The 22,327-nt window shown below is 32.3% G+C and carries 24 protein-coding genes; 7 read left to right on the top strand and 17 right to left on the bottom strand.

Features of this window, described 5'->3' with window-relative positions:
• A partial coding sequence (locus KI369_RS17085) for a hypothetical protein (RefSeq protein ID WP_212956711.1) occupies positions 1 to 284 on the top strand: 284 nt, incomplete at its 5' end.
• 1,331 nt (positions 285 to 1,615) lie between these two features.
• On the opposite strand, the gene KI369_RS17080 is transcribed toward KI369_RS17085, so the two are convergent.
• Both KI369_RS17080 and KI369_RS17075 read right to left on the bottom strand, forming a co-directional pair.
• Complete coding sequence (locus KI369_RS17080; RefSeq protein WP_061654140.1) at positions 1,616 to 3,058, bottom strand: tyrosine-type recombinase/integrase; 1,443 nt, start codon at positions 3,056 to 3,058, stop codon at positions 1,616 to 1,618.
• A 2,083-nt stretch (positions 3,059 to 5,141) separates the two neighbouring features.
• A complete protein-coding gene (locus tag KI369_RS17075; protein ID WP_061114670.1) occupies positions 5,142 to 5,420 on the bottom strand; it encodes a hypothetical protein in 279 nt (92 codons plus the stop codon).
• Positions 5,421 to 5,785: 365 nt separating this feature from the next.
• On the opposite strand from KI369_RS17075, the gene KI369_RS17070 reads away from it, so the two are divergent.
• A complete protein-coding gene (locus tag KI369_RS17070) occupies positions 5,786 to 6,538 on the top strand; it encodes a hypothetical protein (protein WP_061114669.1) in 753 nt (250 codons plus the stop codon).
• A gap of 68 nt (positions 6,539 to 6,606) precedes the next feature.
• Here the strand turns inward: KI369_RS17070 and KI369_RS17065 are convergent, their stop codons facing one another.
• The 6 genes from KI369_RS17065 to KI369_RS17040 form a co-directional block, all read right to left on the bottom strand.
• Positions 6,607 to 7,926, bottom strand: coding sequence for a hypothetical protein (locus KI369_RS17065; RefSeq protein WP_125902858.1), 1,320 nt, complete (start codon positions 7,924 to 7,926; stop codon positions 6,607 to 6,609).
• 764 nt (positions 7,927 to 8,690) lie between these two features.
• Positions 8,691 to 9,161: a hypothetical protein gene (locus tag KI369_RS17060; RefSeq protein ID WP_061114667.1), complete on the bottom strand. Its 471-nt coding sequence runs from the start codon at positions 9,159 to 9,161 to the stop codon at positions 8,691 to 8,693.
• A 138-nt stretch (positions 9,162 to 9,299) separates the two neighbouring features.
• On the bottom strand, positions 9,300 to 9,443 hold the full coding sequence (locus KI369_RS17055; RefSeq protein ID WP_154695826.1) for a hypothetical protein: 144 nt from the start codon (positions 9,441 to 9,443) through the stop codon (positions 9,300 to 9,302).
• Positions 9,444 to 9,865: 422 nt separating this feature from the next.
• Positions 9,866 to 10,858: a hypothetical protein gene (locus KI369_RS17050; protein WP_061114666.1), complete on the bottom strand. Its 993-nt coding sequence runs from the start codon at positions 10,856 to 10,858 to the stop codon at positions 9,866 to 9,868.
• A 156-nt stretch (positions 10,859 to 11,014) separates the two neighbouring features.
• Positions 11,015 to 11,590 carry a hypothetical protein gene (locus tag KI369_RS17045; protein ID WP_061114665.1) on the bottom strand — a complete coding sequence of 192 codons (576 nt, stop codon included), beginning with the start codon at positions 11,588 to 11,590 and terminating at the stop codon, positions 11,015 to 11,017.
• A gap of 249 nt (positions 11,591 to 11,839) precedes the next feature.
• Positions 11,840 to 12,322, bottom strand: coding sequence for a hypothetical protein (locus KI369_RS17040; RefSeq protein ID WP_061114664.1), 483 nt, complete (start codon positions 12,320 to 12,322; stop codon positions 11,840 to 11,842).
• A 433-nt stretch (positions 12,323 to 12,755) separates the two neighbouring features.
• On the opposite strand from KI369_RS17040, the gene KI369_RS17035 reads away from it, so the two are divergent.
• The 4 genes from KI369_RS17035 (at position 12,756) to KI369_RS17020 (ending at position 16,160) form a co-directional block, all read left to right on the top strand.
• Positions 12,756 to 13,397: a class I SAM-dependent methyltransferase gene (locus KI369_RS17035; protein WP_061654142.1), complete on the top strand. Its 642-nt coding sequence runs from the start codon at positions 12,756 to 12,758 to the stop codon at positions 13,395 to 13,397.
• 119 nt (positions 13,398 to 13,516) lie between these two features.
• The gene (locus KI369_RS17030; protein WP_001024262.1) at positions 13,517 to 14,107 is read left to right on the top strand and encodes an HAD family hydrolase; all 591 of its coding nucleotides are present in this window, start codon (positions 13,517 to 13,519) and stop codon (positions 14,105 to 14,107) included.
• Positions 14,108 to 14,459: 352 nt separating this feature from the next.
• On the top strand, positions 14,460 to 15,692 hold the full coding sequence (locus KI369_RS17025) for a WXG100 family type VII secretion target (RefSeq protein WP_061654143.1): 1,233 nt from the start codon (positions 14,460 to 14,462) through the stop codon (positions 15,690 to 15,692).
• 12 nt (positions 15,693 to 15,704) lie between these two features.
• A complete protein-coding gene (locus KI369_RS17020) occupies positions 15,705 to 16,160 on the top strand; it encodes an SMI1/KNR4 family protein (protein ID WP_212956710.1) in 456 nt (151 codons plus the stop codon).
• Positions 16,161 to 16,271: 111 nt separating this feature from the next.
• On the opposite strand, the gene KI369_RS29695 is transcribed toward KI369_RS17020, so the two are convergent.
• On the bottom strand, positions 16,272 to 16,403 hold the full coding sequence (locus KI369_RS29695) for a hypothetical protein (RefSeq protein WP_000976330.1): 132 nt from the start codon (positions 16,401 to 16,403) through the stop codon (positions 16,272 to 16,274).
• Positions 16,400 to 17,518: a response regulator aspartate phosphatase gene (locus KI369_RS17015; protein ID WP_061114695.1), complete on the bottom strand. Its 1,119-nt coding sequence runs from the start codon at positions 17,516 to 17,518 to the stop codon at positions 16,400 to 16,402. The genes KI369_RS29695 and KI369_RS17015 overlap by 4 nt, the downstream gene beginning before the upstream one ends.
• A 285-nt stretch (positions 17,519 to 17,803) precedes the next feature.
• On the opposite strand from KI369_RS17015, the gene KI369_RS17010 reads away from it, so the two are divergent.
• Entirely contained in the window at positions 17,804 to 17,956 is a 153-nt protein-coding gene (locus tag KI369_RS17010; RefSeq protein WP_012644832.1) for a hypothetical protein, read from the top strand.
• Between the two features lie 687 nt (positions 17,957 to 18,643).
• Here KI369_RS17010 and KI369_RS17005 read toward each other — a convergent pair.
• The 7 genes from KI369_RS17005 to KI369_RS16975 all read right to left on the bottom strand — a co-directional run bounded on the left by KI369_RS17005 (position 18,644) and on the right by KI369_RS16975 (position 22,138).
• Positions 18,644 to 18,853: a hypothetical protein gene (locus KI369_RS17005; protein WP_061114694.1), complete on the bottom strand. Its 210-nt coding sequence runs from the start codon at positions 18,851 to 18,853 to the stop codon at positions 18,644 to 18,646.
• Positions 18,854 to 19,048: 195 nt separating this feature from the next.
• The gene (locus KI369_RS17000) at positions 19,049 to 19,294 is read right to left on the bottom strand and encodes a hypothetical protein (RefSeq protein WP_061114693.1); all 246 of its coding nucleotides are present in this window, start codon (positions 19,292 to 19,294) and stop codon (positions 19,049 to 19,051) included.
• A gap of 113 nt (positions 19,295 to 19,407) precedes the next feature.
• Positions 19,408 to 19,602, bottom strand: coding sequence for a hypothetical protein (locus tag KI369_RS16995; protein WP_061114692.1), 195 nt, complete (start codon positions 19,600 to 19,602; stop codon positions 19,408 to 19,410).
• Positions 19,603 to 19,765: 163 nt separating this feature from the next.
• On the bottom strand, positions 19,766 to 20,281 hold the full coding sequence (locus KI369_RS16990) for a hypothetical protein (RefSeq protein ID WP_061114691.1): 516 nt from the start codon (positions 20,279 to 20,281) through the stop codon (positions 19,766 to 19,768).
• 98 nt (positions 20,282 to 20,379) lie between these two features.
• Positions 20,380 to 20,721, bottom strand: a complete 342-nt coding sequence (locus KI369_RS16985; RefSeq protein WP_061114690.1) for a hypothetical protein — start codon at positions 20,719 to 20,721, stop codon at positions 20,380 to 20,382.
• A gap of 265 nt (positions 20,722 to 20,986) precedes the next feature.
• Entirely contained in the window at positions 20,987 to 21,526 is a 540-nt protein-coding gene (locus KI369_RS16980; RefSeq protein WP_061114689.1) for a hypothetical protein, read from the bottom strand.
• A 99-nt stretch (positions 21,527 to 21,625) separates the two neighbouring features.
• Positions 21,626 to 22,138, bottom strand: coding sequence for a hypothetical protein (locus tag KI369_RS16975; RefSeq protein ID WP_061114688.1), 513 nt, complete (start codon positions 22,136 to 22,138; stop codon positions 21,626 to 21,628).
• Positions 22,139 to 22,327: the final 189 nt, after the last annotated feature.

Below are 22,327 nucleotides of genomic sequence, written 5' to 3'. Positions count from 1 at the left end.
CATGCCATTCACCTTCTTTTCTTTTAAATGGAATTATCATTGTAATTATAATCACACCTATAATAGTTACTTCTATTATATTTGTAACTTTTCCTTTAATTCTTATTATAATTGTAATTACTATTGTAACTTTAGCAACAACTATTATTATTTTTACAACATTACTTCATATTGTTATTGTAATTGTAACTCCAATTGTAGTTGTAAGTAATGTTGTAACATTACTTACAACAATTATAATAATTATAACAACAATAAAAATTACAATTATTTTTTTGTTGTAATTACAAGATGAAACATTTCATTTTTTTGCCCGATTCGGTCAAAACGCTTGCTATCAAAGAGATTTCAAAATCGCCAAATTTCATTTTTCGGGAAGTGATAATTTTTACATTTTTTTACAATATGAATAACGGTTTTTTCTATTCTTTTTTTACCACTAAATCGTAAAAGGTAAATGTTTTTCGATAAAAAAAGACTGCACCTGTGGTGCAGCATCCAGAATTGAACCAAAAAGGAATAAACAAAATGAAACTAAAAAAGAAAAAAATTATCAATAACAAATTATGAAATTGGAAAACTTTTCTTCTTTTCTCCTCAACTATAGCGCGCTTCAGCAGTTATGTACAAGAAAAACCTGGCACCTACGCGGTGCAGCGAAAAAGATGTTTCGATCGTCTTTCAAGAGTCCTTTAAGATGTATCAAGATTTAAAAGCAAACGGGCAGAGGAGTTCGTTTGACAACGAACTCCTCGATGAAAAAATGAAACTAGAGTAAACTCTAGAAAACAACAACGTACTATATACATATATTCATACCGTTTGTCCTTTGTGTGTATAAAAAAAGATACGTTTGGGAACGTATCTTTCCCCTTATAACAAGGGATTTTGCTTAGTTTAAATATAAGTTTTGGAGGTTCTTATATTATGATTAAAAGCAAATATTAGGAAATAATTAATGGAAGTTTCATCTCATTATTAAAACATTTAACAATATATTAAAGAAACAGGATGTTTCTAGTATCTCAAGTAGAAAGTAACCTTGTCACTTTCTACAAAGGAATATATAGCAATTTATTTTTTTTGCAAGAAAAAAACGTACTTTTCAGTACGTTTTTTAGTCTTTTTCAGTGTGACCACCACCCCAGTGCACTCTCTAATCCTCCTAATTGAAGAAAAGCGAATCAACATCCCTTTTGGAAGGGGATAGACGTCCATAGCAAACTACGGTTACATACACCTGTACGTTGCACCCTTGATTCATAGAGACTATGAATCCATATGCATGTCTTTATTATAATGATAGATTTCTCTTTGTGTATTTTTTGTTCATTTTTTTAGTTATTATACAAAATTTCATACAACAACTCAGCATAAAATCTGATCACATCCCATGTTTCTTCCATGTAAATCGCTACTTTACATGCGTCCCTAAAGGAACTGCTCTATGTTTCCATAGAAGTTGAGACTATATCATCATCCTATATAAAACATAGGATGCTCTGCTTTTCCACTCGCTTGAGTGTACTCCTTTTCAGGATAGTCGTTAGGCATTTATCCACTTTTTGTGGAATTTAGCACGGTAGATTGTCTCAATAATTGAGAGTTCCCCCGTTTAACAGAGTGATCGATACACATTACTGTGTAAAGGGGCAGATTCTACCCTTTGGTGACCAATACTTAAGCTGACTAAGAAGAAAATTAACTCTTTTTCTTGTGGATCTCTCCAATCTTTTGTACGTCTGATACCCTCAGGATTCTTTTTAGATGGTTTTTCAACCCAATTGATTCGATCTCGTAACGTTTCTAATTTTTTCTCCAGATTTGGATATTTTCTTTCATTAATTTGTGCTTTCGTCTTCCCAGCAAGCTTCTCCTTACGAACACGTTCTTTTTCTTCTTTTCGTAAACGTTTGTTTTCTGCTAATTTTTCATTTACCTCTTGTTTTAACTCATCTAACGTGAACTTTTTATAGTAATCTACGCGTGATTGTGCGTAATATTTTCGTAGAGAATGCATACTGAACGTTTTATCTGCATCATTCACGCCAGCGCGGTCCGCACAAGTTCGTATCATGCGACCAATCCTCTCCTGAACAGCTTGATCACTCATGATTTCTCCACCTTTTATATAATTCCCGTCTTTGTCTCTCTTTACTTCCGTACGAAATTCGAAAATCTTCTTGTTTGGGTTTGTGTTATCAGGACTATTGTATAAGTCTTGCAATATTTGTCTTGCTTGATCATCATGATTCGGTAACGAATACGAGTTATGACGGTGATGACCACCTTTTCCTTGCGTATGAAGTGATTTCCCTTTCTCCAGAATGTCTCCATAGGTCATAGAAATAGCTTCACTCACACGGAGTCCTAGAGCTGCACACAGGTCTATCATTTTTAATAGTTGTTCCTTGTGCGATTGGCTATATCTACTCTTCATGACTTCTTCTTTTACTTTTTGGATTTCTTCGAATGTTGCTTTTTTGGTTGTAGAGTCTTTTGCTCTACGAATCCAGTCTCTATCCTGGTGATCCTCTTTCACCGTCCAAGCTGAATCGTCCGCATTCCTTATTAATAACGAAGGTTTCACTCGGAACAGGGTTTCATCCCTATTTATGACCGTCTGTGTGTAGCCCAGCGCGGCAATGTAGGCACTTGCAGTGTAATTGTTGGAGTAGGTTTCGTAGATGTGGTTTGAAATGTCTTCTTGTGTGATTGCGAATATATTTTTTTTCGTTTTCAAATGGATGTCCGTCAACACTTTAATCGTTTTTGTTTCGTAATTTTTCCTTGTTGAAAATGCCATATTCTCACCATCTATGCAAATGTTACTCTCCTTTCCTACGGTGTGTATTTTGACCGCCCATTCCCTTATTTTTTCGACTTCTCGTATTTCTTCCCGCGAAGCATTCTCCAATCCATATTTCTTGAGTTGTGGAATCGATAATTTAAACTTTGCCTTTCGCTTTTGTTTCTCTTTTTCTACTTTCTTTTTCTTTTTTTCACCACGTTCAGGTGGTTTTCTCTTCTTCTTATTCTTTTTTGGTTTCGTACTCATATCCATCACCCCTTTCTAAAATGAGTTCGCCGACTTCAGTTAAAACGCGTTTTAACTGAACTGTGCCGTACTGTGGCACAGCAGCCCAAAAGATTTTAATTTGATTTCGAAAAAAACATGAAAAGATAAAAACATAAGACATAAAAAACGGAAATGCAAAGATGGAAAGATAAAGATTAAAAGATGGAAAGAAGACGATCGGAAAAGATGAAATGAAAAAGCGGAAGAGCATTTCGAGCTTAGTAAATTCTAACTCACCACAAGGGTTCCTAAGATTTACTAGTTCGAAACTAAAGCATTTTTGTTGTAATAAACTCTAAGTCACTTTGTTCCTAAGATTTTATTACAACAAAAACTCGCCCAGCTTACTTCATCTAAGGGGAGATGAAACTTTTCCCCTAAGATTCCGATTGAGCTGGTTATATTGCTCTTAACAGAAGATCACTGTTAAGAGACAGATATAACCGCTCAATCTCCCGTCGTATCAATATTTGTTGCCCATCCGCTTTTTTTCACCCCATCTTCGAACGCGTTCGAAGACGTGCCGAAAAAACCATTTTTTATGCCTTATTTGCACTTTCGAACGCGTTCGAAACCACAAATAAATCATAAAAAATTAGCCGATGGTCAAAAATATTTTAATAGTGGAATCCGTAAATTTTGTTCTCGTATCGAAAACCATATTCCCATTACGAATCTCTCTATTTATATTTTTGTCACGTTAACGAATTTGGCTGAATTCATTTTTGTCCGTAGACGAGGATCATCTCCCCCCAAGGATTATCGTCCTTGATGCGTAAGTTCACAAATGAAAATCACGTCTTGTGTAACTTGTGTCAGTCATTATCCGCAGACAACAACCCATCCATTTTTTAACGAGGACTAATGCAGCCGTGAAACCACATCAGGCGAGTTCTGGCAACCTCCATAACTCTTTTTCAACCAAAAACTATATTACTTAATTACTCATTTACTACTAACAACATATTTCCATTATGTTTATCCTTGGTGCTAATGTTATTGCTTATTTTCTTCCTCCCATTCTGATTAAAAATCAATGTTTGTTTTCTTTTTGTCACTATCATCCTCCATTTCATCGATTAAATTTTTTTGTACAGTATTCACTTTATGCTTAAATTCAAATCTTATGATGCTTTAAACATAAAAAAATACATGAGATTTCACTTTTCTAAAGCGTCCTTTAGTTGAAGCATCCTTCAAAATCCTCATGTTTCTTCCTCCTTGATTTAGTTTTTTTGTATTGGCGGTACCCCTATTGCTGGTATTACTGATAAAACTGATATTGCGGTATTTCTTAAAGAATCTCTAATACATAGAATCTCTCCTTCATAATAATGTTTTCTTTTTGTTAGTTTTTCTGAAATATCTGTCTCAATGACAGAAGTTTCAATCGATATACTGTCATCGTTTGTTCTTGGTATTGCTGATAAAAAATTGACTTTGCCTACCACAGCTCAGTCGAATCGTAGAACGGTGCCACCCATATGTTCTACAAAAAGTAATAAAAAAGTTATAGCATCATGATAACGCGGATTTTTGATTTGTGTAAAAAAACACTGTCATAGCAATAGTTGTATAAATGTCGTATTAACAAAACTCGAATTTCGTACGCTAAGAGCATCAGATTTTGCTTATTTAGAGTTTATATGTCAAGCCAAAAATCAAAAAAGGCTTATCTAGTTATATACACTTTTTTGTACCATGCATAAACAATGTACAACCGCCTACTTGGTAAATTTACTTATAACAGAGTAATTGAAAGGGGACATAATGAACTATTCATTTAACAAATCTGATGGATTAATCCCTTTTACAAAGAACTGCAAGTGCTCAAAAATAGCTAGTAGGAACTCTTGCAATTCAATTAACATAAAAAAGCACTCATTTCGAGTACTTTGGTATTTTCTCAACAAATAATATAGATAAATATGGTAAAATGATAGTTGGATGGGAATCCAATACATACTATTATTAAAATTAAAGTGGTTATCAAGTCGAAGAAAAGACACTCGTAGGAGTGCCTTTTCTTTATGGTGACTCCTTATATATTTTTAATAAGTTATTAAGGATTTCCATCATAGTCCCCAGTAATTTCTATTTCTGCATCAAATACTACTTCATCTTGTTCCGAATCTTCAGGATCAATATATGTCCTGCACTTAGCATAGAGCCATATGTTCATTGGACGGTTATTGACGATTTCGACCTCATCAAAATCAAAATCGGCATTCCTTCGCAAGTAATCTTCGATAATTTCCTGGAGGTCTTCCTCATTAATCTCCAATTTTCGTTCAACGAAATGTTCACTACTGTAGTGTTTTATCGGATACACGTTACGCATTACTATAAATTCCACCTTTCCTTTCTAAAATTTTTTCATACGGTCATAATGAGAAGTTTATTTTACCAAACACATAAATTCGACAAAAAAGGGGTTTTTTACCCTAAAACATCCATTTGCCATTTGTGGCTCCAAAAAGAAGGAATCGTTGCCGTACCTCTAAAAACTCGTCTTCATTCCAATTCTTTTTCATTGACTCTCCCTCTAATCTGTGTGGTTTACTACTAGTATAATTTCAACCACAGCGAACCATCAAGAAAACTAAAAAAATTACTACAATTAACCTTGGTATTAAGTTGGTAATCTATATGATAAATTGATAACATAAAATTATAATATATAATGTTTGAATAAAGGAGAATATGATGAAGCGTTGGAGAAACTTATGGATTGTTATATGCTTTTTGGTTTTTGCTTTTATAATCGCTGTGTATATGAATACTGAACATTCTAGTACAAGTAATGAATCTTCTTTTAAAAATGAAAATAATGAAGTCTCACGGTGGTATTCCCGTTCTCCAAAAACTATTTTAACTGATGCTGATGCAGAAACTAATATTAATAACATGAAAGCAATCCAAAAATCTGGTTGGAAATTATTGATACAAGACGGACAACCCGTTAGTTTTAATGGAAATGCGTCGGGCCGTAATGAAACTATGGAGAAATCAGCTATCAATTTAATCAATGGTGGTTATGAAATATTATTAGATAACGATGGAAACATAGTAGATATTAAGCTTAATAAAGATGCGGAACAATTACTGGCAAAACAACAAAAGCAAATACAAAATCAACAAGATCAAGAAAAACAAAACCAAGAACAAAATGAACATGATCGTCAATATAGTATTATCCAAAATAATATAGACGATATTCATCGATATGTAGGGAATGGCTACCGTTTTAAGATGAGTAATGATGAAGATGGAACTGTTATCACCTGGAACATTCATAATAAAAGCGATAACTCACCAGGATTAGAGTATAGCATAAACAAATTAATAAACATGGGTATTTCAGTAAAATCGGATAATGAGGGGAAAATTACTGGATTCACATTTAATCAAACAGATTTTTATGAAGACAAATTTAATTTATATGATATGACAAAGTAGATTGCTATTATTTTTACAAAATAGGGTGTACAAAGTGTTGACGGAATCCCATAAAAAAGAAAGGGATATTATTCCCTTTCTTTTCGATTTCGTTCTTCTACTAAATCATTTAAATACTGGTACAAATCCTCAACAGGAATCTTCGATTTATCAGCGACAGTATTGAAGAATAACGCTACATCGTTATGGCGTTCCCTACGACCTCTCACGATATTTAAAATAATTTGATGATCGTCTTTTTCCAATGCAGCAGGTTTTTCAATGATTTTGAGTTCTTTACTTTCTTCTTTGTTTGTTAAATACTCCATAACAACTTTATTTTTTCTTTCTTCATCGATTGGTTTGGATGCAACGTCCATATAATAACTTCTTCTTTCAACCTCCGATATGGTAGGATTCATTACCTTTGTTTTATCTTTCATTTCCCATGCGAAGAATCCATATTTCTCACTGTTTTCTTTACGTTCACTGATAAAATCTATTAAAAATAATGTGACCGATTCTAATTTTTGTCGATACCAATCCTTATCAACCTCTCCTTTTTCATTAACAGCAACCGTTAACAATTCATTGTATTTTGTTTGTACAATTGGTTGATACCGCTTTATCACTTCTATAAAAATCTTGTATTCTTCTAAACTAATATGGTTGTAAACCAATGCAACTTGCATCCCTTGTTCCATTTCTTCTGTAAAAAACTGATTCCATGTTTGATAATAATGGATTAATTCCTTTTTTTGTTGCCCAGGGCTATGATCTAATTCATATACCTTATCAAATGCTCGTAAATAACGATATTGCAGTTCATCCAATCGTTCTAATAGGTAATCTTTCATTTCATTTCTTCGATTGAATTCTTCAATATGTTGATTATGTTCTTCCGAACCTTCTTCATCTTGCCTCATCTTTTTATCAGGAACTTGCTGAAATATATTATTCTTATAATCAAAGTACATTCTTTCTTCTTTTCTATCGTTTCTCATGTCATTGGGAAACCTTGGGTCTTCCTTTCTGTTTACTTTTAAACATTCATAATTCGTTGTAACGAGTCCAAATAGTTCATTCATTACCGTAACACGAAGAACACTGAAAAAACTTTTCCAATGTATACGATCCGCTCGATCTCGTTCCGAAAAAACAACTTTCTTAAAAACATCTATTTCCCTTTCATCAATAAAAGGTACTGTTAATGTTCCCTTTTCTTTATCGCATTCAATGTATTTCTTTATAGAATCAAATGTATATACAGGTCTCTTTTTAAAGCCGTCAATTTCGCTAGTATCTTTGGAAAATACGCACATCTTTTTTGTATCTTCCATGTTTTTTACCGCAAACTCTAATAATTCCTGGTCCGACATTTTTTCTAATTGCTCTAATGTTATATCCATCATTTATCACCTCTTCTAATTAAAATATTGATGAAATAATAATAGAAAAGATGAAAATGTCCATAAAAAACACGCCTAATAGACGTGTTTTGATAGCAATACAGATATTTTTGTCCGTCCTCGCTATTGCGCGGCAAAGTGCATGGCGATTACTTCCATAGACATTTTCTAACAAGGCTCCACATGCTTCCCTATCGATTTCCGCTTATTTCGGGAATCTTGGCGAATCCAACAGACTTTCTAACCTTTAAAGGGAACAAAAAAAGACGATCCATTTGGATCGTCTTTTCCTATTACAATACTTGTTATGATTATACTTTTATTAGAAGCTTTTTTAATTAAATACAACGATTGTTATGATTCATTTTTTCACAGAAAACGCAGAAAAATAGCTATTGAGCATTTAAATACATTATATGTTTTGATTAAAATTTCTTATCGTTTCACAAATCATTCGGAAACCGATTTAAATACAATATTTGTTACGATTCAATATGCTGTCTAATCAGACTCAGAAGTATTTAAATACAATACTTGTTATGATTTAATATGAAATTTATCAGTGTAGATGACACTTACAAATTTAAATACAATATTTGTTATGATTCAATGCGTGTCTAATCAGACTCAGAAGTATTTAAATACAATATTTGTTCCTATTATGCATCTACTTTATATCTTTATTTAAATACAACGTTTATTCCTATTACATTAATAATAGCGCGCGGAACACGCTTTAGACAAGCGTGTTCCATTTCCCTAAACTAAGCAACATCTACCGCAAAAATAAATGCAACCAAGTTTCCTTCTAGCTCGACTTGTTTTTGTAGTTCAATTCCTACAACAGGACTCGTAGCGGCCCCAGGTACACTGAATATTTCAATGTTCATATCGTGCACTTCGTCTTCTGTTCTTTCTAATACTTCTTCTTGTGTTTCGTTTGGTTGGATTTCTTTTAAAACAAGTACAACTTTACTTTTTTTAGAACTTGTACCATATCCCTTTTTCACTAAATCAAGTGCCAGTAAAACTGTACGTTCATCAAGTGTTCCATCTGGATAAGAAGGACTTAGACGCCCCGCCACTTTGTTGTTATATACCATTTGTACCTTTGTAACCGCAGTCGGTTGTCCCCATTGCTCATAGCCCCAAGCTACACGGTATTCCGCCCCTTCTGGATGTCCCCCTGTTGCTGGAATAAAAATCGCTCGACGTGCATCGAATACTTTTGCCATTTTTCATACCCCTTTCATGCGATCACTATAGAAATCACTATTGATGATAACTATGGTTAACACTATAATGTACACCAATAGTAAGTTATTTCTCTATCGATTGTCAAGCGTATGTATTTTTTAATATAAAACTACTATTTATTTAATAAATTTATCTACGACAGAAGCCAAAAAACGCAGCAATCCTCCACCGAAATTTAGCAAAGGTCCAATCAAATCGCGTTTCTCTTTTTTCTTCTCTTGTTCTTGTTTGACGTCTTGCTCTTTGAATTCAGGTTGCATTAGTAAATCCCCCTTATAATGATTAGATTTTGATTACTTGTTGAATGGTGCAATTGTATATACCTGCGATTTTGAAAAACCCCTTTTTTAGAAAAAGAACTTTTTTCATTTTTCTTTTCTGTGAATGAGCATGCTCACATTTTGTTCTTTTTATAACAATCAAAAATAAAAAAGAGCGATTTCTTTACAGAAATCGCTTCTCTATTTTCCTTCTATTGTCGTTTTTCTCTTTTCTAATACTAAACCTACCCAGATACTTAATACGCATGTTATACCTGTCATTCCAAGCAAATAAACAACTAAATCAATACTCCACATATAGATCACCTCATTCCAAATTTCCTTTAGCGCAAATTTGAAAAAAGTCAACAAAAAAAGAGAAAGAAGAAAATCACTGATTTTCTTCTTTCTCGTAAATGCCGTTATTTTGCTTTTTTGTATTCAAAGTATTGTACAGATTCTTCCCCTTCAAATTTAAATGATCGAACACTGATTAATTTATCTTTTTCTACTAAAAATTGTCCATGGCTATCGCCAACAGTAAATTCTTGTCCAGGAATTTGTTGTCCCGAAACAGTTTTTGGTTTAAGTTTTTCATCAAGATAAACAAAACGATCTTTTCCATTACCACCATTAATCCTAATCATATAATCCTGGAATGGAATAACTATATCAGAAAGCGTCTTCCCATATTTCACTTGTTTTCCATTTTCATCATAAACCCATTTACCTTTTTTCAAATCATACATTGTAAAATCTGTACCTTCATTGAGGTACACTATGTTCTTATCTACATCTATGAAATCATTCCTCGATTTGATAGAAAAATAATCTGTCATTGGAAATTCCTTTTCTGTTCCATCTTCATAGTACAGTTTGAACATATCTTTCGTAGTTAAAAAAGCCGCATCCCCCTTACTTGTTCTTACATAACCCGTGTCCTCGCTTGACATAAGATGAGTAGAAACTTTTGGAAGTTGTACCTGTTTTTTTATTTCCCCTTTTTCATCGATAAAGAACATTTTATCCTCAGCAAAAAACGCAGTTCCGTACGGAACTGAATCTGTTTGAGAAATAACTTTATCTTTTATAACCCATTTATCTTTTTTTGTATCCGCAATCGAAACAAAAGTTTGTTTTTTATCAGAATACATATAATAAACATATCCAGCTCTCGCAGCTACTCCTGACGAACTATTTCTTTCAACTTCTTTAGACACAACAGATTCACCACCGACTTGTTTCAAATTTTTGGTTTGTTTTAAAACCTCTTGTGGAACAGATTGTTGTTCTTTCTGTTGTGATTGTGACGATTTTTCCTGTGTAGTTGTTGTAGTTTTTTCATCATTACTACATGCAACCAATAATGTTGTAGATAATAAAACTGTAATAAGTCCTTTTGTTATCTTTTTCATAATTATACCGTGCCCCCTATAGTATTTAACATGTCATAATTATACATTAATTCCCTAAAAATGTGAGCATATAAAATAAATTATTTTCATATAATAATAAATAGAGGTAAGAGGTGAAACAAGTACATCATTTTCAACCTTCTACCTTTATTTTGTTTAATAGTTACTCTTTAATTTACTTGTATCTGTTCCTAAAATCCTTTGCATCGCTTTAAACATCTTCTCATGTTTTCTTGTATGAAAATAAAATAAATCATCTATCTCTGTTAGATAAAAATAAAAAACAGGAGCTTTATTCTCTCTTGTACTACCAATGTTCACACCTGTATTTCCAATTCTTGATACAGTTGTTGTAAAGTCTCCCGTCCCAATACCTTTAAATCCATATTCCGATATAGAGTTAAGAGAAACAATCATTATTTCACCCTTCTTAGGAACGAAAAACAATGATTGTTGAGTCAACGTAAGAAACCCCCATTCTAAATTAGGATGGTACGTTTCTACTGTTAATACACTTTCTTGATTGTATTTATTACGGATAAGTTCTATACAACTATTCTTTCCTTTGTTATCTTGCATTGTAAAATAAATAGGGAGACCAAATATTACAACAAACGGTGTTAAATAAAAAATAGAAAAGGGTAAAATTGCTGGAACAAGATAACTTCCCCAGAAAGCACCAAACACAATGAAAAAGCGTTTCGTAAAACGTGAAGTAAATGGATTTGACATATGCACACCTCCTTTTATGTAAATTTTGTAAATTGTAAGATAAGTATACTCCCAAGGGTATTTTTGTGTCAATGTTGTTTTTTAGAAAATAATGACATGAAACGTCAGCACTAAAAACTCAGTCGTATTGGGGTATTTTTACCCCAATACCCGAAAAGGTGGAAGTGAATGGATTTATACGCTATGTCAAAAATACAACTACTTCGCTAATGCCTGGCCATTCGAACACTACTTTCTGCCTAATCAAAGTTAAAAAATAGGGAACTTTTGTTTATATCTCTGATAAAAACGGTTATATAAACTAGATACATTCGCATCTATGTAGTCATCCTTATCTTTGTAATTACTATATCCGTATTTATCAATGTTTATATCTAAGTTCATAATTAAATCTTCAAAATGCTTTCTACTCCAATCAATAAATTCGTCTTGGAATGACACAGCCTTTTTTAATTGTTCATTTTCTGCGCGTAATCGATTTATTTCTTCTGTAGTATCCACCACAAAAGCCTTATCTCTCAAAACCACCGCTTCTATTTTTTGCTTTCTTTCTTCTTCCAATCTCTCAAATAAATCCCGAGCTTTCTTAGTCGTATAGTACAACCCATAGCTCTCTCCAATCAATCCTAGATCCATTAATCTTTCTAGCTTTGATGAATTATCCGCACGCTTATATTGAGCGTACTTATCTAGTTCTTTCAAAAAAGTGATTTCTGCTTTAGACAGCCTCATAAATAGCTCCTTTCATAAATAATATCTGAGTAGTTTAAGTATAATATAAACATATACACATAAACAAAAAAAGACTTACCTAAAAAGGTTAAGTCTTTTTCTATCTTAATGGAGTATCGCCAGCATTTCGGAAAAAAACACGTTAAGAGTATGCAAAGTTTTATGCAAAAAATCGGGAGACATAGGGAACTATGGGGAGGACAAAAGGCGAGTCAAAATAGGAATGTATAAAAAGATGTATAGAATTATAGAAAGAAAAAAGGTAGATGCCTTGCGAGAGTAAGGGGACGCTTTTGTCCTTGCTACCGATAATGAGACGTTATGTTAACTGAAATTGTATATAATATTCAACTCTTTCAACACAAAAAAACAATATACAGAATTAACAAACAAATGTTACAATTAGTTAATTTGTATAAAGGGGGATATATTTATGAAAATGTATTATAACGAACGGGCTCATGAATATGAAAAAGTTTATTTTAGAAACGATCCAATTCGGCAAGAAGAACAAACCCTTATTCAACAGAAACTCCAAGAACTATTTACAGACCAATCTATTTTAGAAATAGCATGTGGGACAGGCTATTGGACACAGTTTATAGCTAAAACAGCAAAACATATAACAGCCATAGATTATTCCAACGAAGTATTAAACATCGCAAATCAAAAAGACATTCCTCTTTCTAAAGTGAATTTTCTTCATGGGGATGCCTACCAGCTGGATAAAATCCCTGGGAACTTTGAAGGATGTATTGCAAACTTTTGGTTTTCACATATACCAAAGTTTAGAATTCAAGAATTTTTAAATCAATTACACGATAAGCTTGACTCTGGAACAGTAGTTTTTATGACTGATAATATTTATATGGATTCCATGGGTGGAACTTTAGTACATAAGGAAAATGACCCAAATACATATAAAATAAGGACTTTAGATAATGGAACCAAGTATGAAATCATAAAAAACTATTACACTGAGGAAGAACTAAAAAATATATTTATCCCTATTTCAAATGATTTACAGATATATATGGGACAGTGTTTTTGGTGGATATCTTACAAGATTAAATAAGAAAATTCAAATTCTGATAATGAGACGTTATGTTAACGATAGTGTATGGAGTATACAAAGAAAACAAGAGTATGGCTACCACATTCTTGTGATAAAATGGAATAGAAAGGGTGATTTAATTGAATATTTTATGGGACTTTGACGGAACACTTTTTAATACATATCCTGCCTATACCAAAATACTCTCTCTAGTACTTGGAGAAGAGATAGATAAACAGGAGATTTATAAAAAATTAAAGATTTCATACTCACATGCACTAGACTACTATAATGTTTCTAGTGACCAGAAAGAGAAAATTAAAAGCTTAAAAAAGGAATTGTCTCCAAAAGACATGAAACCATTTGATGGCGTGGAAGAAATTTTGAAATTTGCAGATAAGAATGTAATCATGACACATAAACACAGAGATGGAGTTTTAGCAATTTTAAAATATTATGGATGGGACAAATACTTTGTAGATATGGTTACGATTGATAATGGTTTTCCTCGCAAACCCAACCCATCAGCATATACTTACTTGCATCAAAAACACAAAATTGATCTAGCTATTGGAGATAGAGAATTAGATTTGCTACCTGCAAAAGAATTAGGAATCATAACATGCATGTTTCAAGGTCAAAGTGATGTAGCAGATTATTATTTAAACGATTACTCAGAATTTTTCAATAAGGGTATTCCATTATCAAAACAGTTGTATCTTCAGCAATAAATCGCTGAAGATATATGATAGATTTATTGACTTCCGCTTTCGAGAATTATGTAAATAAGCTGTCCATTTGGACAGCTTATTGTATTTTTTTGCTTAGCGTGGGGGTTTTTCGAAATACTAGCGGTACCCCTGATAAAAAAATAGATTCATAGCTGTTCTGAAAGTTATTACATCAGAAAAACTACGAATCTATTCGGGGTTTCGTCAACAAAACGCGAATTTCGTACGCTAAGGAATTATTAGAGCAAAAAACTTTGTTTTACCATACGTTAAGAAGGTTCCATTGCTACACAGACCCCTAATAGCAACATGTTATAATTTTCTTACTAATCGATAGAAAAGAAGGGATGGAATGAGTACGCAAATCAAGGTAACACCTGAACAATTGGAACAGGCGGCCAAAAACGTAAAAAGTGCCAGATCAACCCTGGAATACATACATAAAGATTTATATCAACAAACCGAATACATAGCTTCTCAATGGAGCGGAGCAAGTAGCAATCGGTTTTATCATATGTTCAACGAAGCAAAGCCAATGATGTTTAATATACTTCAGGAGTTAGATAAAATTTCAGCAGAATTAGAACGTGCAGCTGTTAAATTCCGAGAAGCAGATGAGCTGTATGGCGGAAATTTAGTTGATTCCAATATAGAAGAAGGTGCCATGTGCGGAAAACTACCTCCCAAATCAGAAGAGTCATTTTTTAATAAAAAGGATTTAAATGCTGCGTGGACTGGTATTTCTACTGGGTTTGTAGATGGTGCAGTGGATGCGTGGGAAGGACTAATATCCTTAGGTGATAAAGAAACCTGGTTGAATATGCGAGATGCGATTGTAAACTATGAAGAAACTATTCCTGCCGCATGGAACGCTTTCTCAGATACATTTATGAATAAGTTTTGGAATGGGAATCTGGAAAGTAGAGAGCATTATGTAGCTTATGGTGTAGCAACTTTAGGACTCGGACTTCTGGGTGATAAGGGTCTTAGTAAAGCAGGACAAGTAGGGAAGGTAGCTGCTATTACTGGTCTTAATAAAGGAAAATCACTTGTAATGAATTCCCCAGCATACAGAAATGCATTGCATATATTAAATAACTATGAGTTTAAAGGTGGTAATCACCTTTCATATGCAGGAATCGGTAGCACTGAGCAATACTTACAGAAAGTGGTCACCTATACTTATGAAGGTAAAAATGGTCCAAAGACAATCAAATTAAGAAAAGGGGAGTTGGCGGGAGATAGGCATCCAGTTTCAGGTGTACCGTATGATCTAGATGGGTTCCCTATTTTCGATGCTTTTGCTGAAGTTAAACTAAAAGAAGCTGACTTTAAAAAAACAAGACCTACACATGATAGAATATGTAATAAGCTGTTATACGAACAAATAGTAAAAGATCCAAAATTGGCTGCTAAATTTACAGCAGAGGAAATTGAACTATTTAAGAAGGGTGAAAAACCTAAGACGTATACATGGCATCACCATCAGGATACAGGTAGAATGCAGCTCGTAGACGCGTTCCTGCATGAGAAAACTGGTCATACTGGTGGATATAATATTTGGGGCAAAAAAGGTGAAAAATAGGGAGGTTTAACAATGAATAATATTGTATGGATTGGTGTAAGTAAAGAAGAAGTTACAGATAATGAAATCAAACAAGTAGAGCAATATTTTAACATTAAACTACCTAATGATTTTATTGAATGTGTGAAAGAATGTGACGGAGGATATCCTCGCCCGAAAGTATTTGATATACCAGGACAAGATGAAAGTACATTTAATGATTTATTAACACTTCATATTGATGATAAGTATTCGATTGTTCAACGATACGAGAATATAAAAGATAGACTCGTAGATCGCGTATATCCTTTCGCAAGTGATTCGTTTGGAAATTTCTTATGTTTTGATTATCGAAACAATCCTGCATCGCCAACAGTCGTATTTTGGAATCATGAAGAAGAGGATATAGAAGAAGCTATTTACCCTATTTGCGCAACGTTTACAGAATTACTTGAGAGCTTACGCGATTTTGAAGACGAAGACGAATAAATATGGTTCAAATGTACATATTTTGTATACCTTGTTACAATAAAAGGGAAACGAGTCATTACCCTATAACAAAAGAGACCTCATTTGAGAGGTCTCTTTTGTTTACATCAATTAAAAATGGTCCGCATGTGAATACTGAATAATTTCCTCTTTTTTCAGAGCATGTTGTGTATCACCTGTATTTAAACCAATTGATAATGTTATTACTAACCCCAACGTCGCTAACACAAGTTTCTTCATCATTTTAATGCTCCTTTACTTAATAATTTTTGTTTCGCTTCGTAACATACATCAAAATAATCACTTACTTTTTCATGATTTTTCAATTTTCGGAAGCGAACTGCTAATACTTCACTATATTCTTCTACATAATCCCATAAATCTTGATCCTTGAAGTAAGTAATACCTTTTTTCACTTCTTCTTCTAATAATTCAACAGATTCATCATCATTTAGAGAGCGTAAAATACTGAAATGATACATATATTCTTCATTTCCTACTTCCTGACACACCTTTAGTCCTTTTGCAATAAGTTCCCCTGCAGTAGCTGTTTCTTTTAATTTATAATGTTCGCGTGCTTGTAAGAACAATGCTTTGAAGTGTGTTGGGATTTTCTCTGTCACTTCTGATAAATGACGAATTGCTAATGTAGAAAGGTTTTGTGTTGCATATAGCAATCCCAGGTTATGTCTAACTACTAAAATAAGCTTGTCTGCATTATGTTTTTTCAGAAGATCGATAGATCGGTTCAGGTGTTCTTCTGCTTTCTCAAATTGTTTTAAGAATATACAAGCTGTTCCTAGTGTATTTTCACAAGAAGCTACTTTCACTTCATATCCAGCATGCTTTTCAAAGATTGTTTTTGCTTTATTCGTGTACTCAATCGATGTTAACATTTGAGAAATATGGTGATGTAGCACCGCATATTTCTGATAAAACTCTGCATGTTCTAATTCATCCGAAATATGTCCTAATAGGCTTTCAGCCTCTTCATATTGTCTTCTCGCTTCGTTATAGATACTAAACATCAGAGCGTGTTCCGCTTTGAAAGAATGATAATAATACGCTATCAGCGTATCTGTTGTTTCATTGATTGAATCATTCATTATATCGAAACTATCTTTTCGAATACTTACTCGGTCCGTTAGCATTCTATATTTAAAATCTAGTAAAGAATAATATAATAATAAGTTTTGATGTTGTTTTTCTTCTTCTTTTGCATCTTTGATTTGTTCAATTTTCTCATCAATTTCTTTTTTTAATTCCGATGCTTTTATCAATTGTTGTGATAACATTAGTTGATAAAAATCATTGAGTTGCTGCATAACTACTTCATACACGAAAACACCTGTACTCATTTCACTACGTCCTCCTCAAAACATCTCTATTTCTCTAAATATTACCACAATTCTACAAATTGCATGAGAACAACGCTTTTAAAGTAAATTGATAAATAAATATTAGAATATTCTTTCTATTTTAAATAGAAAAGATGATACTACTAAAAAGTTAAATAAAGAAAGAATTTATACATATATCTTGTGTCTTATTTTGAAACGTAATACAATTAAAGGGTAACCTAAATAAAGCTATATAGTAGGCGGGTCATCTCACTTCCATCCAGTAGGGAGGGAGGTGATAGAATGATCGCATTTTTAATTGAATTCGTAAGCGGATATGCTAAAGGAATCGGAATAGGTTTAGGAACCTTAACGATTACTGCAATCCCTTTCTTATACAAAAAAGCGAAAACCGCCCTACTCGGAAAAAAGGACGGTTCTCAATCTCAAAACTAATTAAATTGTAAAAACAACCGCGCCTGCTATCTTCCACAATAGCATTTGGGTTACGAAAGGTAGAAGTTTCTCAAGCTTCTGCCTTTTTTATTTTATGCTTAAAGCTTATAAACTTATACATTCAGTATTCATTCTCTTCAATACAAATTGAAAAAGTTATGTTGAATACTATATGTACATTATATCCAAGTTGTTGACTAATAGTCAACATTTTGGTATATTCTTGTGCACCAAATTCACCTCTATTCTGCTCCATTCAATTTAGGCTGCACAGCATGCCGTTAAAATACATTAGAATACACTACCATAGAAAATAAAAAAGAAGGGAATATTCCCTTCTTTTTTTATTTTGTCCTTTTTTAGAAAGTAACAAAGAACTACAAAATTTTAATTCGACCACCTCAGACCTTTTTTTCTTATAAAAGTACGGAATAAAATCTACTATGTATTAAGTCAAAAGAAAGAGGAGTGATACATATGAAAAAGTTTTTTGAGTTCGTTTTAATGTTTTTAGTAACGTTTTTAGCAAACATAGCAACACATTACTTCGTATTGTGGTTTTAAAATAAAATGAAAATGGAGCAATCCACATACGCCTAAACATTACTTTAGATGTATATAGATTGCTCCATTTTTGATTGGAGTTCAGTTGAGTATTTCCCACATAAGTGACATAGGAGAGCTCATTTATTTCTTTTTATACTTCTCTTCATATTCCTTTTTTAATTTTGCAGTTTTTTCTTTTAGTTTATCTAATTTTTCATGAAATTCTTTATTTCTTCTATCTCGTTCAAGTTTTTGAAGTCGGACTGCTTCGGAAATGGGGATCGTTTTAAATTCGCGTCCTTCATCATCGTCTTCTTCTAGTTCATTCTGATCTTTGTCTTCATTCAGCATTCAATCACCTTCTACGTTTATATTGTTATTACTGTTTATGTTTAACATTATATTTATACTCTGATTTATCCTTGTTTTTGCTTATATAAAGCAAACAGCAATAAAATAAGTTTGTACTTTATATGTAATCGCAGCCTTTTTCATGCGGATTTGAGAAACCTGGAATCCACACGGAAACAAAGAAGTGAAATCCACTTATTTTCTACCATATAACTTGTTCTCAAATTGTTTTCTTCTCTCCTGGAATTCTTTGTTCTGTTGCTCTAATCGTTTTCTTCGTTCTTCTTGTTCTCTTGCCAGGTCTTCTCTTAATTGTTCCATTTCCTCTTCAAATTGCTTTTCATTGCTATATGATCTGTAAATAGCAACGAAAAGACCTATCGTACCAATCAATCCAGCACTTCCCACATGTAACCATGCGGCCAATTCTCCCTCAGACATAATTATCCCCTCAATTCAATTAAAAACAAAACATCAAATCTCTTCAATTTTTGTAAATCGCCTAAATAAGCCTTTAAAAAATGCTGGGTAAGGTGTATCCCTTTGACGTAGAATCAACGTTTATTAAATGCATCGTTATTTCGGCTATTTCTTATTACAAAATCACGATAGTCTTCTTCCTTAGGAAAATGCTTCCCATAGATAAATTTGTTATGTATTAAAATTTCAATTACTGCAATGTATAAGTAATACAAAATCAAAACAATCATTACTACATATAAAATAAACCTTGCTATATCGATAGTCATAAAAATTCCTCCAATAGATATAAAGTAGACAATATAAATTTAATTATGTTTGTATGTTTGTAAAGTTTTTTCGAGAAACGTTCTTCCACAAATTGAATAGAATATAAACTATTTAATTTGTGGATTAGGTTATTAGAAAAAAACCTTGTAATAGCAAGGTTTTTTATTTATCTTCTTCCCATGCTTCTTCTAGTGCTTGAAGTTCGTCAGCGTAGTCAGCTAAAATGCGAAACATTGCTTCTTCTCTTGATAGGATTCTTTCTACCCATTCTTTTCTAAGAACGATGCAGTGTTCCATACGATCTTTATAGAAAAATAATACACGATTACATTCTTCTCCTTCTTCATATTTTTCAAATTGTTCATTGTACACTTCAATGTCTTCTAAGATATAATCTAAGACAGTTTCTCTTTCTATGATGTCTACATCAATAAAACGATTAATATCTGTACTATCTAAACGAAAAAAATCAGATTCATACGTTTCTGTATAACAAAATATAGTGTTTATATTCGCTTTTCTTGCAAACATGAAGAAATCAGCTATATCCTTTATCGAATCACTTTTAAAACAAAGAATAGGTAACTCATCTACCCCTTTTCGTACCTTTGCTTCTATAATATCTATACCTTCTGAATTTGCTACTTCTTTGATTTCATTTAAACTTAAAAACTCCAAATCATACACCTCCTCTATACACACATGTATGGTTTATTTCTAATGGAAAAATAAAAAAAGTCTAGTATTTCTACTAAACTATTTTCGATAATTCTCTATTACAACGACACATATTTACTGCACATCGTGTAATGATCTCCTAATTTTCCTTCAAAATAACGACAGCAGCTTCCTCCAGAACTACTAATACAGGAAGTATTGCATTCATCATATTTTGGGATTAACCCTTCACTCCCATAAGGTTTTACAGGTACTAAATAATGTCCAAACATCATTGTGAGTGGTGCTTCTTTTGCTATTTGTTTGAGTTCTTCCATTTGTTCTTTTGTAAAAGCATTCTTTTCATATGAATTAACGTATTCTAATATGTGTTGTTGTGTACATTCTCTTCTCAGGTTTGCAATAAATGATTTCTCGTATTCGTATTTTTCTTTATTCATAGTGAAACCTCCGAAATAATAGTTATTATGTCTATACTGCATTTTCAAAAACATTTCAAGAACCTCTATTAATGATGTAACCAGCAGATAAAACAATACATAATACAACCCCATCCCGCTGCCGCTCCTGGAAACCTTAAAACCTGTTTGGTATATAAGAACCAGGGGCATTTTGAAGAAAACCTACACTTCACAAATTGAACAGAATATAAACTATCCAATTTGTGAAAGAACGTCTGATAAAAAAAGAAGGTTAATAGCAATATTAACCTTCTTCCTGTTCTATTACTTTTAATAAAGGTGTATTGGTTTCCATAAAAGAATCTACTATATCTTCCATTGTACGATGATAACCTAATAGGTTTTTATACCAATGTTCTTGAAATACCATCTCATATCTTACCTCATCAGCTACAAACATTAGTTTAATTTCAACTACTTCTCTATCTAATGTATGTAAAAATAAGCGTTGGTTGCGAAAATTAATATGTTCTATAATGCGACTATGTAGTGCTTGTTCCTTTTTATTTGCTGTTTTCGCATGATAGTTTTCTTCTAAATATTTATGTACGTTATATAAACTAATATCAAATTTTTCACGATCCAAACAAACCTCTTCTAAAAAAATAGTACGTTTCTTTTCTTCTTTTGCCATAGCAAAAAAATCATCTATTGTATCTTCATATGTATTTAGTTCCACTTTATAAGTATCCTCAAAAGTGGGTTCAATTTTGTTTATATCTACCACTTTAAAACCTTTTTTCGTTGCATACTGCTTAATATAACTTGAATCAAAAAATTTCATCTACTACACCTCCAATAAATAAAATGGAAGCATATATATACAGGTTTTTTTATGTTTGTGTATATTTTGTTTGAAAACGCATAAAAAAGAAGCCGAATATTATGATTCGACTTCTTCATATATAAAAATATCGTAACGATTAAGAAATTCCTCTACAAATTCTTCTGTGGTTTGTTTTGCAGCTATTGCTAATTGGTACCACTCTTCTTCATAAACAACCGTATATTGTATATTATTTTTAATGAACGTTAATGATTGATAACCAAAATTATCATTTTTATATGTTTCCAATTGGTTATTATATAAAATAATATCAAGTTCAAGAAACCCATATAAAATACTTTCTACTGTTAATACGATATTATGTTTTTCTTCTAAACATTTCATTGCATCATAAAAATAAAGCGTTTGATAAGCTTCTTCAAATGTTTTTGTTACATAAAAAGCATAATTAATATTTTCTTCTTTCATAATATAAAACAAATCATCTAAACCTCTTCCATCGTAATGTGATAACTCTATTATTTGATCTGTTTTAGGTAATTTATCTGTGCAAATGATTTTAATATTATTTTCATAGGATAAATCATACATTTTTTCACTAAACGACATATACATACACCTCCAATTGAAGTGTATATACACTATTTTTATAGTTTGTGTGTTTTTTTGTTTTGGAAATACCAAACAGGGTTTCACGATCTTGTTGAGCGGTAGCGGAGATAATTTTCATCTTTTAGGTTTTTGTATTTATGTATATATTATCTTTCCTGTGTTTACATTTATAACTTGAAATACTTG

The organism is Bacillus sanguinis, from assembly GCF_018332475.1.
Lineage (GTDB): Bacteria > Bacillota > Bacilli > Bacillales > Bacillaceae_G > Bacillus_A > Bacillus_A sanguinis.
The sequence above is the reverse complement of the archived record's forward strand: the minus strand, read 5'-3'. Positions and strand labels throughout refer to the sequence as shown.